The 14,154-nt window shown below is 72.1% G+C and carries 9 protein-coding genes; 7 read left to right on the forward strand and 2 right to left on the reverse strand.

From position 1 onward, the window contains the following. Positions 1–308 precede the first annotated feature (308 nt). Complete coding sequence (locus tag ACFYPJ_RS11510) at positions 309–1,445, forward strand: glycosyltransferase family 4 protein (RefSeq protein ID WP_389014084.1); 1,137 nt, start codon at positions 309–311, stop codon at positions 1,443–1,445. Between the two features lie 6 nt (positions 1,446–1,451). On the opposite strand, the gene ACFYPJ_RS11515 is transcribed toward ACFYPJ_RS11510, so the two are convergent. Together ACFYPJ_RS11515 and ACFYPJ_RS11520 are read right to left on the reverse strand one after the other, a co-directional pair. Then, positions 1,452–3,143 carry a PucR family transcriptional regulator gene (locus tag ACFYPJ_RS11515; protein WP_389014087.1) on the reverse strand — a complete coding sequence of 564 codons (1,692 nt, stop codon included), beginning with the start codon at positions 3,141–3,143 and terminating at the stop codon, positions 1,452–1,454. Between the two features lie 458 nt (positions 3,144–3,601). Beyond that, complete coding sequence (locus tag ACFYPJ_RS11520; protein WP_389015066.1) at positions 3,602–5,404, reverse strand: glycoside hydrolase family 15 protein; 1,803 nt, start codon at positions 5,402–5,404, stop codon at positions 3,602–3,604. 575 nt (positions 5,405–5,979) lie between these two features. Here ACFYPJ_RS11520 and ACFYPJ_RS11525 point away from each other — a divergent pair. From ACFYPJ_RS11525 to ACFYPJ_RS11550, 6 genes are all read left to right on the forward strand, one after another. Next, complete coding sequence (locus ACFYPJ_RS11525; protein ID WP_389014090.1) at positions 5,980–7,662, forward strand: CTP synthase; 1,683 nt, start codon at positions 5,980–5,982, stop codon at positions 7,660–7,662. A gap of 81 nt (positions 7,663–7,743) precedes the next feature. Next, complete coding sequence (locus tag ACFYPJ_RS11530; RefSeq protein ID WP_389014092.1) at positions 7,744–8,370, forward strand: NUDIX domain-containing protein; 627 nt, start codon at positions 7,744–7,746, stop codon at positions 8,368–8,370. A 297-nt stretch (positions 8,371–8,667) separates the two neighbouring features. After that, positions 8,668–10,743, forward strand: coding sequence for a tetratricopeptide repeat protein (locus ACFYPJ_RS11535; RefSeq protein WP_389014095.1), 2,076 nt, complete (start codon positions 8,668–8,670; stop codon positions 10,741–10,743). 135 nt (positions 10,744–10,878) lie between these two features. Further along, entirely contained in the window at positions 10,879–12,003 is a 1,125-nt protein-coding gene (gene ald, locus ACFYPJ_RS11540) for an alanine dehydrogenase (RefSeq protein ID WP_389014098.1), read from the forward strand. Positions 12,004–12,389: 386 nt separating this feature from the next. Beyond that, on the forward strand, positions 12,390–13,526 hold the full coding sequence (locus ACFYPJ_RS11545; RefSeq protein ID WP_389014101.1) for a ParA family protein: 1,137 nt from the start codon (positions 12,390–12,392) through the stop codon (positions 13,524–13,526). Next, positions 13,511–14,110 (forward strand): hypothetical protein, encoded by a 600-nt coding sequence (locus ACFYPJ_RS11550; RefSeq protein WP_389014104.1) that lies wholly within the window; start codon positions 13,511–13,513, stop codon positions 14,108–14,110. The genes ACFYPJ_RS11545 and ACFYPJ_RS11550 overlap by 16 nt, the downstream gene beginning before the upstream one ends. The last annotated feature ends 44 nt before the right edge of the window (positions 14,111–14,154 follow it).

Raw genomic sequence — 14,154 nt, forward strand, 5'->3', positions numbered from 1 at the left:
CAGCGGCACGGCGGACGTCGCGCCCGTCCCCGGCGCAGAGGCCGGGAGCCGACCTCGCGGCCCTGCTGGCCGTACGCGTGTTCGTCCGACGGTCGGGGTTCTCACTCGTGTGGGTGACGCACTCCGGAGCATTGCCCCGTCCCCTGGTGTTCCGGGCCTCCCGGCGGGGCCCGCAACACCCGTATGTGCTGGCATCCTTGGCAGGGAACGCGGTGCGCGGGGGAGGCGCGCGGTGCTCCCCCTCCACCCGATACCTTCTGTACGTATCTTCGTGCCCTTCCCACGCCGAACCAGGAGGTCCCGGACGCGTGAGCCCCGCGAGCAGCACCGCACCGCACGGACAGTCGCCGCTGCGCACCGTGCAGGTGCTGGGCGGGGGCAACGCCGGCAGCAGCGCGCACGTGCGGTCGCTGGCCGCGGGTCTCGTCGCGCGCGGTGTGCGGGTCACGGTGTGCGCCCCCGCGGAGGCCGACGACCGCTACGACTTCACCGGCATCGGCGCCGACCACGTCCACATCCCACGCAGCAGCGACCCGGCGTCCGTCGCCGCGTTGCGCGCGGCCTGCGCCGACGCCGACCTGGTGCACGCACACGGGCTGCACGCCTCCTTCCGCACGGTGCTGGCGCTCAGCGGACGCCACACCCCGCTCCTCGTCACCTGGCACGACCGGGTGCAGGTCGAAGGCGCCCGCGGCCATCTGCTCCGGCTGCTGGAACGCCGGGTCACGAAGGCCGCCGCGGTGATCCTCGGCACCTCCTCCGACCTGGTGGACCGGGCCCGCAGGGCCGGCGCCAGGGACGCCCGGCTCGCCGGTGTCTCCCTGCCCCGCACGTTCCGCACCGCGGCGCCCGACGGCCCCGACCCGCTGCGTCCCAAGGCCCGGGCCGAACTCGGCGCCATCGGCCGCCCGTTGCTGGTGGCCATCGGCTCCCTGGACCGTCACCGCGGGTACGAAGTCCTGCTGGACGCGGCGCGCGCCTGGCGCGACCTCGACCCCGTACCCCTGCTCGTCGTCGCGGGCGAGGGCCCGCTGCGTGCCGAGCTGACGCGCCGGATCGAGGACGAGGACCTGCCGGTACGGCTCATCGGCTGCTGCGAGGACACCGACGGGCTGCTCGCCGCCGCCGACCTCGCGCTCCTGTGCAGCAGCTGGGAGTCCCGCTCCGTGCTCGCCCAGGAGGCCCTGCACGCGCGCGTACCGCTCGTCGCGACCGCCGTCGGCGGCATCCCCGACCTGGTCGGCGAGGCTGCCGAACTGGTCCCGTACGGCGATCCGGAGGCGCTCGCCGACGCCGTCGTGCGGCTGCTCGGCGACACCGGGCGCCGCACGGAGCTGGCCGAGCTGGGGGCACGGCAGGCCGCCGGCTGGCCCACCGAGGACGAGACGGTCGCCCAGGTCCTCAGCGTCTACGACGAGTTGACCCAGCCCAGCCCGATGGTCTGAGCGCCGTCAGGACACGTGCCGGCGGGCCCGCAGGGCCAGACTCAGCGCCAGCACCGTCTGCGGGTCGTCGAGGTCGGTGCCCAGCAGCTCCCCGATGCGGGCGAGGCGGTTGTAGAGGGTCTGCCGGTTGAGGTGCAGCTCACGCGCGGTCTCCGCCTTGCGGCCCGCATGCGCCAGATAGGTCTCCAGCGTCGGCAGCAGCGTCGGCTTGGCCCGGCTGTCGTGCTCGCGCACCGGGCCGATCGCCCGGTCCACGAAGGCCGCGAGATCCGGGTGGTCGCGCAGCCGCCACAGGAGGAGGTCGATGTCCAGCCGGCGGGCGTCGTACCAGGGGCGGTCCGCGAGGCACTGTGCCGCCGCCGCGGTCTCCGCGGCGTGCCGCAGCCCGTCCGACGCGGACGCCCAGCCCCCGGCCGCCCCGACCACCACCACGGGCGGCCGGGCTCCGGGCCGGTGCATCCCGGCCCGTTCCACCCCGGCCCGCAGCGCCGCCGCGACCCGGTCCGCGACCGCCGGCCGCTCCGCCGCCGAGCGCAGCCCCAGCAGCAGCGGGACGCGGCCCTCGACCGGCCGTACGCCCAGCAGCACCGGCATGCCCAAAGAGGCCAGCTCCTCCGCGACGGCACGCCCCAGGACGGCCCAGCCGCCGCCGCACTCCACGCCACCGGAGCGGGCGGTGGTGCCGCCCGGCGCGAGGGTGCCGGCCAGCCGCATCACCACCGGCAGCAGCGGAGAGCGGCCCGGTTTGAAGCCCAGCACCCGGGCCTGTGCGGGAGCGTCCCCGGCGCTGATACGACCCTCGGCGAGGTCGGTGAGGAAGTCGCCCCGGCCGCGCGCCGCCAACTCCTCCTCCTGCCGGGCCTGCATCAGCACGACCGCCAGGACGGCCGCGGCCCGCTCGGCGGCCATCCGGTGCACGGGCGCCAGCGGCGCGCGGACCGGGAGCAGTACGAGCCGGGCCCGGACCGAGCCCGCCCCCGGACCGCTCCCCGGCACCTCCACCAGCACCGAACCGGCGGGCGGCGGGACGTCCTTGTGCTGCCCGCGCAGCCCTTCCCACACCTGGAGCGGGTCCGCGCCCTCGGGGCCCTCCCCGGCCGCGTACAGGAGCCGGCCGTCCGGGGTCTCCAGGAAGACCGGGTTTCCGCTGAAGCCGGCCAGGATCTCCAGCACCTGCGGCACGCCGCCACCGCCCAGCAGGGCCTGGGTGCAGCGCCGGTGCACCTCCTCGGCCCGCTGGAGCAGCGCGTAGTGGCCGTTGACGATCTCGGTGTGGATCTCCTCGGTGACCGTCACGAACGGCACCTCGCGGTGCAGCTGGACCAGCGGCAGTCCGGCGCCGCGGGCGCAGTCCACCACCGCGGCGGGCAGCCGGTCGAAGCGCGGGCCCAGCTCCACCACCAGGGCGGCGATGCCGCGGTCGGCGAGGGTGCGGACGAACGCCCGCTGCTCGGCGGGCCGGGTGCCCAGGCCGTATCCGGTGGTCAGCAGCAGTTCGCCGCCCTTGAGCAGGGAGGCGATGTGGGGCACCTCGCCCGCGTGCACCCAGCGGACCGTGCGGCCGAGTCCCTCCGAGCCGGCCAGGATCTCCGGGAGTCCGCTGCGCAACCCGGGCAGTTCGAGCGCCCGCCGGACGGTGACCCCCGCGCCCTCCGTGTCGAAGGCGTCGTTCGTCCCGCTGTCCGTACGGCTGTCCATGCACTGGACGCTACCTGTGCGGACGCCTTCGGGGCAGCCTCCGCGTCGGACGGGTTCGATCATCGCCGCTGCGGCCGGATCCACGCTCTCCCCGTGCCTTCGGGCAGGCCGGGCACCGGCGCGCGGTCGCCCAGGGCCGGTGACGCGGTGGCCTCCGCCGCGCGCGGCGATGGGCTGATCAGGGTCCCGGCCGACGCGTACGGCCCGGACCGCGTCGTCCTCGTCGGCGCACCGGGCGGCCACCACCGGCCGGCGGCCGGTCATCGCGTCGAACACGGTGCGGGCCGTGCCACGGCCCGCACCGCCCGGGGCGATCACGTCACCGGCGGGTTCCTTGCGCAGCGAGGCCAGGGCCGTGCCCCGCCCGCGAACGGGAAGCCCGCGGCTGGGCCGCTCCCGACCCCGTCCGGGTGGCCCTGGACACGGGGTCATTGCAAAGAGCCGCCCCCGGCGCGGGCTCAGCCCCCGTACGCCCCCGAGGCCGTCAGGCGCAGGGCCGTGTCGATCAGCGGGACGTGGCTGAATGCCTGCGGGAAGTTGCCGACCTGCCGTTCGCGGACCGGGTCCCACTCCTCGGCCAGCAGACCGAGGTCGTTGCGCAGGGCCAGCAGCTTCTCGAACAGCTTGCGGGCCTCGTCCACCCGCCCGATCATCGCGAGGTCGTCCGCCATCCAGAACGAGCAGGCGAGGAAGGCGCCCTCGTCGCCGGGGAGGCCGTCGACGCCCTCGTGCTCACCCTCAGTGGGGTAGCGCAGGATGAAGCCGTCCGGAGTGGACAGCTCCCGCTGGATCGCCTCGATGGTGCCGATCACCCGCTTGTCGTCCGGCGGCAGGAAGCCCATCTGCGGGATCAGCAGCAGTGAGGCGTCCAGCTCCTTGGAGCCGTAGGACTGGGTGAAGGTGTTGCGCTCCTTGTCGTAGCCCCGCTCGCACACGTCCCGGTGGATGTCGTCGCGCAGTTCGCGCCACCGCTCCAGCGGGCCGTCCGCGTCCCCGGACTCGATCAGCTTGATGGTGCGGTCCACCGCGACCCAGGCCATCACCTTGGAATGCACGAAGTGCCGGCGCGGCCCGCGCACCTCCCAGATGCCCTCGTCCGGCTCGTCCCAGTGGTCCTCCAGGTAGCGGATCAGCTTCAGCTGGAGCAGCGAGGCGTAGTCGTTGCGGGCCAGGCCGGTCATGTGGGCCAGGTGCAGGGCCTCGGTGACCTCGCCGTACACGTCCAGCTGGAGTTGGTGCGCGGCGCCGTTGCCGACCCGGACCGGCGCGGACTTCTCGTAGCCGGGCAGCCAGTCCAGCTCCGCCTCGCCCAGTTCGCGCTCACCCGCGATGCCGTACATGATCTGCAGGTTCTCCGGGTCGCCCGCCACGGCCCGCAGCAGCCACTCGCGCCAGGCGCGGGCCTCCTCGCGGTAGCCGGTGCGCAGCAGCGAGGACAGCGTGATCGCCGCGTCCCGCAGCCAGGTGTAGCGGTAGTCCCAGTTGCGGACGCCGCCGATGTCCTCCGGCAGGGAGGTCGTGGGGGCGGCGACGATGCCGCCCGTGGGGGCGTAGGTGAGGGCCTTGAGCGTGATCAGGGAGCGGATCACCGGTTCGCGGTAGGGCCCGTGGTACGTACAGTTCTCGACCCACTCGCGCCAGAACTCCTCGGTCGCCTCCAGCGACTGCTCCGGCTCCGGCAGCGCGGGCGGCTCCCGGTGCGAGGGCTGCCAGGAAATGGTGAAGGCGATGCGGTCGCCGGGGGCGACGGTGAAGTCGGCGTAGGTGGTGAGCGACTTGCCGTAGGTCTCCGCGGTGGTGTCGAACCACACCGAGTCCGGGCCGGCCACCCCGACCGTACGCCCGTCGTACTTGTGGACCCAGGGCACCACCCGTCCGTAGGAGAAGCGCATCCGCAGGGCGGAACGCATCGGTACGCGACCGGTGACGCCTTCGACGATGCGGATCAGCTGCGGGGCGCCGTCACGCGGAGGCATGAAATCCGTCACACGAACGGTGCCGCGCGGGGTGTCCCACTCCGATTCCAGGATCAGGGAGTCGCCGCGGTAGGTGCGCCGGGCCGCCGTGGGCGGTTGTGCGTCGGCCGCGTAGGCGGGTCCGAGCCGCCAGAATCCGTGTTCTTCGGTGCCCAGTAGACCGGCGAAGACGGCATGGGAGTCGAAGCGGGGCAGGCACAGCCAGTCGACTGTGCCGTCCCGGCAGACCAGCGCCGCTGTCTGCATGTCTCCGATGAGTGCGTAATCTTCGATGCGCCCGGCCACGTGCAACTCCAGTCGAACGGCCACGTCACCCCACGAAGGGGTTATCGCTCTGTGCGGTCAAGGGGTTTGTTATACGTCGTTATGCGTCGGGTTGTGAGTCGTGTCATGCGATGTTGAGATTTGAAGCAAAGCAGCCGCTCGGCCCCGGGGCAAAACGACGATCACAACTCGACGGACTGACGAGCACGCGTTGTTCCGGTGGATACGGGCGGGGGTGTGCCCTGTTTTTCCGGCCGGGCTCGGCAGTGAGTGTCCGAGCAGGATACGACGCACGTAGATGATCTGCGTGCCGCTCGGGGCAACCCGTATGAGCCGAATGGGTGACCAAAGGGTGAGAACCGGGTAAGCAGTGCGCGCCCGTATCGACGTGTGCGCGGAGCGTGGCCGGAAGCCGACGCCCTCCCGGCGCTGATACCCTGGTAGCCCGTGGACCGGTGGGCGCCCCCGACGGAAACGCGACAAACTCCGCAGACGACAGGGGTCCCCCGAGAACCGCAGCGACGGCGCCCCGGAGACTTCCGGACCAGGAGCCGCACCGCACTCCAGACCGCGACCACGGGAGCCCCCTCTTGGCCATGCCGCCCGCTGCTTTCCGAAACAGCACTGCCACGACGACCAAGCACATCTTCGTCACCGGGGGTGTCGCCTCCTCGCTGGGCAAGGGCCTCACCGCCTCCAGCCTGGGCATGCTCCTCAAGGCGCGGGGACTGCGCGTCGTGATGCAGAAGCTCGACCCCTACCTGAACGTCGACCCGGGCACGATGAACCCGTTCCAGCACGGTGAGGTCTTCGTCACCAACGACGGCGCCGAGACCGACCTGGACATCGGGCACTACGAGCGCTTCCTCGACCGCGACCTGGACGGCACCGCCAACGTCACCACCGGCCAGGTGTACTCCACCGTCATCGCCAAGGAGCGGCGCGGCGAGTACCTGGGCGACACGGTGCAGGTCATCCCGCACATCACCAACGAGATCAAGCACCGCATCCGGCGCATGGCCACCGACGAGGTGGACGTCGTGATCACCGAGGTGGGCGGGACCGTCGGCGACATCGAGTCGCTGCCGTTCCTGGAGACCGTCCGCCAGGTGCGGCACGAGGTGGGCCGGGACAACGTCTTCGTGGTGCACATCTCGCTGCTGCCGTACATCGGTCCGTCCGGCGAACTGAAGACCAAGCCGACCCAGCACTCCGTCGCCGCCCTGCGCAACATCGGTATCCAGCCGGACGCGATCGTGCTGCGCTGCGACCGCGAGGTGCCGACCGCGATCAAGCGCAAGATCTCGCTGATGTGCGACGTCGACGAGGCCGCCGTGGTCGCCTGCCCCGACGCCCGTTCGATCTACGACATCCCGAAGACCGTCCACGGCGAGGGACTGGACGCCTACGTCGTGCGCCGGCTGGACCTGCCCTTCCGGGACGTGGACTGGACGACCTGGGACGACCTGCTCGACCGGGTCCACAACCCCGACCACGAGGTCACCCTCGCGCTGGTCGGCAAGTACATCGACCTGCCGGACGCCTACCTCTCGGTCACCGAAGCGCTGCGTGCGGGCGGCTTCGCCAACAAGGCCCGGGTCAAGATCAAGTGGGTCACCTCGGACGACTGCAAGACCCCGGCCGGAGCGCAGGCCCAACTCGCCGACGTCGACGGCATCTGCATTCCGGGCGGCTTCGGCGACCGCGGCGTGCTCGGCAAGGTCGGCGCGATCCGCTACGCCCGGGAGAACCGGATCCCGCTGCTCGGCCTCTGCCTGGGCCTCCAGTGCATCGTGATCGAGGCCGCGCGCCACCTGGCCGGCATCCAGGACGCCAACTCCACCGAGTTCGACTCCGCCACCGCCCACCCGGTCATCTCCACCATGGCCGAACAACTCGACATCGTCGCCGGCGAGGGCGACATGGGCGGCACCATGCGGCTCGGCATGTACCCGGCGAAGCTGGCCGAGGGCTCCATCGTGCGCGAGGTCTACGGCGACAAGGAGTACGTCGAGGAGCGCCACCGCCACCGGTACGAGGTCAACAACGCCTACCGCGCCGAGCTGGAGAAGAAGGCGGGCATCGTGTTCTCCGGGACGTCGCCCGACGGCAAGCTCGTCGAGTACGTCGAGTACCCGCGCGATGCGCACCCCTACCTGGTCGCCACCCAGGCGCACCCCGAGCTGCGCTCCCGTCCGACCCGCCCGCACCCGCTGTTCGCCGGCCTCGTCAGGGCCGCGGTCCTGCGGTCGGTCGAGGCGGAGCGGAACTCCGAGTAACACACCGGCGGTACGGTGACCGGGGTGCCACCACCGGCAGGGGGCGCCCCGGTTTCTCGTGCGTACGTGGAAGGACAGGGCATGACGATCAAGGACACCGCTCAGGAGTGGGAGATCCGCGCGACCGAGACCCCCTTCGTGGGGAACAAGACCTCGGTCCGCACGGACGACGTGCTCATGCCCGACGGCACGGTGGCCCGCCGCGACTACCAGGTCCACCCCGGCTCGGTGGCCGTCCTCGCCCTCGACCACGAGGACCGGGTCCTGCTGATCCGCCAGTACCGCCACCCGGTCCGGCAGAAGCTGTGGGAGATCCCGGCCGGCCTGCTCGACGTACCCGGCGAGAACCCGCTGCACGCCGCCCAGCGCGAGCTGTACGAGGAGGCGCACGTCAAGGCGGAGGACTGGCGGGTGCTGACCGACGTGTACACCACGCCGGGCGGCTGCGACGAGGCCGTACGGATCTTCCTGGCCCGGAACCTGTCCGAGGCGGACGGCGAGCGCTTCGCCGCCGAGGACGAGGAGATCGATCTGGAGTACGCGCGGGTGCCCGTGGCCGAGTTGGTGCGCGGCGTGCTGGCGGGCGAACTGCACAACAACTGCCTCGCGGTGGGCGTCCTGTCGCTGACCGCCGCCCGGGCCGGCGACGGCCTCGACGCGCTGCGCCCGGCCGACGCTCCCTGGCCCGCGCGCCCCTTCGAGGCCTGAGCCCCCCGCCCGAAACCGCGCGCCGGCGCGGTTCGGGACGCCCTCGGCCGAACGTCCGGAACCGGACGCCCCCGGCCGAGCGCCCCGGACCGAGCGGCCGGAACCCAACGCCCGGAACCGAGCGATCCGATTCCGGTGTGACGATCGCCTGATCCGATCGGGGGACCCGTTCGCCGTGCTCCACCCGGTACGTCGCGGAGCGTGAACTAGGCTCCTCGCGAATGAGCCGAAGAGAAGGCGCGGCGCCCGGAAACGACCCGGTGGGCCGACGTGTGCGGTGGGACGGGAGCGTGGCCCGTGACGGATCAGGCGGTGGAGACAGACAGCGTGCAGGTGTTCGGACCTCCGGCCGCGGAGGGGCATTTCCTGGGCCGCACAAGGGAGTTGAAGGAACTGCGCGCCGACATCGAGCGCGCGGGGCTCGACACCATCGCCGGCCGCAAGGCCCCCCGTGCCCGGGTGCTCCTCGTCGCCGGCCGGCCCGGCTCCGGCCGCAGCGAACTCGCCGCGGAGCTGGTCCGGCAGGTCGCCGACCGCTATCCCGACGGGGTGCTGCGCGCCCGGCTCGGGGAGCCCGACGGCACCCTCGTCCCGGTCGAGCGGACCGCCCGCGAACTGCTGAGCGCACTCGGGCGGCCCACGGCGCCCGGAGCCGCCGAGGACGACCTGACCGCTGATCTGCGCGAGGCCCTGGCCGGGCGCCGGACGCTGCTCCTGCTGGACGACGCGGGCAGCGCCGAGCAGGTCGACGCGCTGCTGCCGGACAGTCCGGACTGCCTGGTCGTCGCCGTGTCGCAGGGCCCGCTCACCGGGATCGCGGACGTCCGCCCGTGCACCGTGGGCGGGCTCGACACCAAGTCGGCCCTGGAACTGCTGACCCGGTACACCGGCTCGGTGCGCATCACCGTCGACCCGCGCGCCGCCGAGGACCTGGTCGAGGTCTGCCGGGCCCAGCCCGCCGCCCTGATCCTGGCCGGCGGCTGGCTCGCCGCCCGCCCCAAGGCGGCCGTCGCCGACCTGGCCAAGCGCCTGCACGCGGCGGACGACGAGGGGACCGCGCTCGGCCGCGTCTTCCGGTTCGTGTACGACACCCTGCCCGGACCGGCCGCCCGGATACTGCGCCTGCTCGCCCTGGCCCCGGCGGGCCTGATCGACCCGCACACCGCCTCCGCCCTGGCCGGCTGCTCGGTCGGCGCCGCCCACACCACCCTGGACGACTTCGTCGCCCTCGGCCTGCTGCGGACCGCCGCCGCTCCGCTGCCGCAGTACGAGGTTCCCGGCTGCCTGCACCCCATGCTCAAGGCCCTCGCCGAATCCCAGGACCGGCCCGGCGAACTGCAACTGGCCCGGGCCCGGATGCTGGAGCGGACCGTACGGCTGCTCCACTCCTGCCGGGCGATCACCGAGACGGACCTTCCCGAGGTCCGCGCGAAACTCCAGGGCCTGCCCCGCACCCTGCGCTTCCCGACCCCCCGGGCCGCCGCCGACTGGCTGTGCGTGCGCAGGCCCGCGCTGCTGGCCTCCGCCCGCCTCGCGGTCGCCGACGGGGAACTGGACACCCTGGCCCGCAGGCTGATGTCCCAGCTGGTCAGGGCCATGGTGGCGCATGTCGGCACCCAGGAGGCGGCCGTCGATCTGTACGGCATCCACGGCCTCGTCCTCGATGTCGCCGAGCGCCGGAACCTGCCCAGGGAGCGGGCCGCCGCGCTGCTGAACCTGGGCGACCTGGACGCCCGGACCGGCCGTACGGACGAGGCCCTGGTCCGCTACCGGGCCGCGCTGGACGCCGGCCGCGAGGCGCACGACCCGTATGCGACCGGCCGCGCGATGGAATCGGTGGGCGGCACGCACCAGGAGCTGGGGGACCACGACCGGGCCGCCGACTGGTTCGGGCGGGCCCTCGCCCAGCGGCTGGCCCGTGGCGAGCGCGCGGACGCCGCCCGGCTCTACGGCCGCATCGCCACCTCCCACACCTACGCGGGCCGCTACGGCGAGGCGCTTCGGAACTGGCGCGCGGCCGTGGCCGGATACCGCAAGGCGGGCGACGTCGCCGCCCGGGCGCGGGCCATGAGCGAACTGGCCCGGGTCCAGGAGTACGCGGGACGGCCCGAGGAGTCGCTGCGCACCTGCCAGGAGGCGGTGGAGTGGGCACGCCGCGCCGAGGACGTGCGGCTGCAGGCCGCCCTGCAGCTGCGGCTCGCCGACACCCTGGACCGCCTGGGCGACTGCGCCGCGGCGCGACTGCACCGCAGCGCCGCCGAGCGCATGCTGGGCGAGGAGGAGCTCGGCCTCCCGGAGAGCCGTCCGGACTGGGAAGACCCGGAACACGGTGCCAATGCCTGCGAAATCCGTAGTGCATCCGACGAAGTTTGAAGCAATAGAAGGCTAGACAGTCGGAACACCTTCATTAAACTGGCTCTGCTGCACGTTCCCCTGCGGTGTCTCCTGGTATGCACCGGCATGCCCGGAATATTTTGCTATGCCCCCACACCCACTGAGCCAAGGACCGTGATCCACGTGAAGGTCGGCATCCCCCGCGAGGTCAAGAACAACGAGTTCCGGGTGGCCATCACCCCGGCCGGCGTGCACGAGCTGGTGCGCGCCGGTCACCAGGTAGTCGTCGAGCGGGCCGCCGGCGTCGGCTCGTCGATCCCGGACGCCGAGTACGTCGCCGCCGGCGCCGAGATCCTGCCGACCGCCGACGAGGTGTGGGCCGCCGCCGACCTGCTGCTGAAGGTCAAGGAGCCGGTCGCGGAGGAGTACCACCGGCTGCGCAAGGACCAGACCCTCTTCACCTACCTGCACCTGGCCGCCTCCAAGGAGTGCACCGACGCCCTGCTGGAGTCCGGCACCACCGCGATCGCCTACGAGACCGTCGAGCTGCCGGGTCGCGCCCTGCCGCTGCTCGCGCCGATGTCCGAGGTGGCGGGCCGGCTGGCCCCGCAGGTCGGCGCCTACCACCTGATGCGCGCCCACGGCGGCCGCGGTGTGCTGCCCGGCGGCGTGCCGGGGGTGCTGGCGGCCAGGGCCGTCGTCATCGGTGGTGGCGTGTCCGGCTGGAACGCCGCGCAGATCGCCATCGGCATGGGCTTCCAGGTGACCCTTCTCGACACCGACATCAACAAGCTCAAGGAAGCCGACAAGATCTTCGGGACGAAGATCCGGACCGTCGTCTCCAACTCCTTCGAGCTGGAGAAGGCATGCCTGGAGGCCGACCTCGTGATCGGCGCCGTCCTCATCCCCGGCGCCAAGGCCCCGAAGCTGGTCAGCAACGAGCTGGTCTCCCGGATGAAGGCGGGGAGTGTCCTTGTCGACATCGCGATCGACCAGGGCGGCTGCTTCGAGGACTCCCGCCCGACCACGCACGCCGAGCCGGCCTTCCCGGTCCACGACTCGGTCTTCTACTGCGTCGCCAACATGCCGGGCGCGGTGCCCAACACCTCCACGTACGCGCTGACCAACGCCACCCTGCCGTACATCGTGTCGCTCGCGAACAACGGCTGGGCCGAGGCGCTGCGCCGGGACCCCGCGCTGGCCAAGGGGTTGAACACCCATGACGGCAAGGTGGTTTATCGGCAGGTCGCCGAGGCGCACGGCCTGGAGCACGTGGCGCTGGAGACCCTGATCGGCTAAGTCACCTTTTCGTAAAGGCGATACGTCAACTCGGCGGGTCAACCGCACACATCCGGCCGGACCTTGTCCACAGGGTCCGGCCGGATGTGTGTATGGTCACTTTGCGGCACTCGGTCAACTCGCCTCGAACGTAACCCTTCGACCGATTCGTACACCGGTGAAACCTGCTGTGCGACGGCCGTACGCCCTTGACAGAGGGATGTTCCATTGCCGACACATCCTGCCGGGTCCGGCGGATTGTGTTGCTGCGGACCGCCGACACGCCATAGAGTCGCCAACCGTCGGCATGGTGCCACGCTGACCTGTCTAGAAGTCCCCTGGTCACCAAGGAGGTAAGACGACTTGTGAATGAGTCGACATTTTCTCCCGGGGGTGGTCAACCAGGAATGCCCGTACCGGGCCAGGGTGCCGCGGGGTTCGAGGCTGTCGGCTCCGTTGCTGTGCGCATCTTCGCAGCCCACCAGAGTCACCGGATTCCTGGGGTGACTCAGCCAGCACACCAGAGCATGGATGGCCATCACGTGAACGCCATGGCCGGCGACGGAAGTGGCGCGCCCCACAACCATTTCGCCGACTACGACGAATTGCCCGAGGGGCACTTCTACGACCCCGACGCCGAATACGAGCCCGACCCCGAGTACGCGGCCACGCTCGCGCCCGATGCTGCCCGGCAGCGCCGCGAGCGCGTCGGCCCGACCGGGCGTCCGCTGCCGTACTTCCCGATCCCGGGTCCGCTGACCGACCACGGACCCGCGAAGATCATTGCGATGTGCAACCAGAAGGGTGGCGTCGGCAAGACGACGTCGACCATCAACCTGGGTGCCGCGCTCGCGGAGTACGGCCGGCGGGTGCTGCTCGTGGACTTCGACCCGCAGGGCGCGCTGTCGGTCGGCCTCGGCGTCAACCCGATGGAGCTCGACCTCACCGTCTACAACCTGCTCATGGAGCGGGGCATGTCCGCGGACGAGGTCCTGCTGAAGACCGCGGTCCCCAACATGGACCTGCTCCCGAGCAACATCGACCTGTCGGCCGCCGAGGTCCAGTTGGTCTCCGAGGTCGCCCGCGAGTCGACGCTGCAACGCGCCCTGAAGCCGCTGCTGCCCGACTACGACTACATCGTGATCGACTGCCAGCCCTCGCTCGGCCTGCTCACGGTCAACGCCCTGACGGCCGCGCACAAGGTCATCGTGCCGCTGGAGTGCGAGTTCTTCGCCCTGCGCGGTGTGGCCCTGCTGACCGAGACCATCGAGAAGGTCCAGGAGCGGCTCAACCCGGAGCTGGAGCTCGACGGGATCCTGGCCACGATGTACGACTCCCGCACCGTGCACAGCCGTGAGGTGCTCGCGCGGGTCGTCGAGGCGTTCGACGACCACGTCTACCACACGGTCATCGGCCGCACGGTCCGCTTCCCGGAGACCACGGTCGCCGGTGAGCCGATCACCACGTACGCCTCCAACTCCGTCGGTGCCGCCGCCTACCGCCAGCTCGCCAGGGAGGTGCTCGCCCGGTGTCACGCCGAGTGAGTCTGCCCGGTGCCGACGAACTGTTCCGTACGACAGGGGGGATGGCGCTCCAGGCGTCCACTCCCCGGCGCCAGGCCAACGGCGAGGCCAGGGTGCCGGCCCCCGCGGGGGAGAGTGACGCGGCGGACGCCGAGGACGCGCCGCACTCCGTGCCCGTGCAGGGCGGCGACGGTGACGGTGCGGAGCACGTGGCGGCGGAGGCGGAGCCCGCCGACGCGGGCGAGTCCCGTAGCCGGTCCGCCGCCGCGGAACGCCCGGCGCGGCGCCAGGCGGCGGCACCGGAAGGCTCCGCCGCCGGTGCTTCGTCCGCCGCCGCGCCTGACGGCGGCGCGCAGTCACGCAAGCGCGGACGTGCCGCACAGCGCCGGCCCAGCGGGCGTGAGCGGCACGACGAGAAGATCACCGTGTACGTGTCCGCCGAGGAACTGATGGACCTGGAGCACGCGCGACTGGTCCTTCGGGGCGAGCACGGGCTTGCCGTCGACCGCGGGCGCATCGTGCGTGAGGCGGTCGCCGTGGTACTGGCCGACCTGGAGTCCCGTGGAGACGCGAGCATCCTTGTACGGCGCCTGCGGGGGCGCTGAGCGCTGAGCCGAGACCGCTGAGACCGTCGGCGAGGTGTTGCCGT

This window comes from Streptomyces sp. NPDC006012, from assembly GCF_042871185.1.
GTDB lineage: Bacteria > Actinomycetota > Actinomycetes > Streptomycetales > Streptomycetaceae > Streptomyces.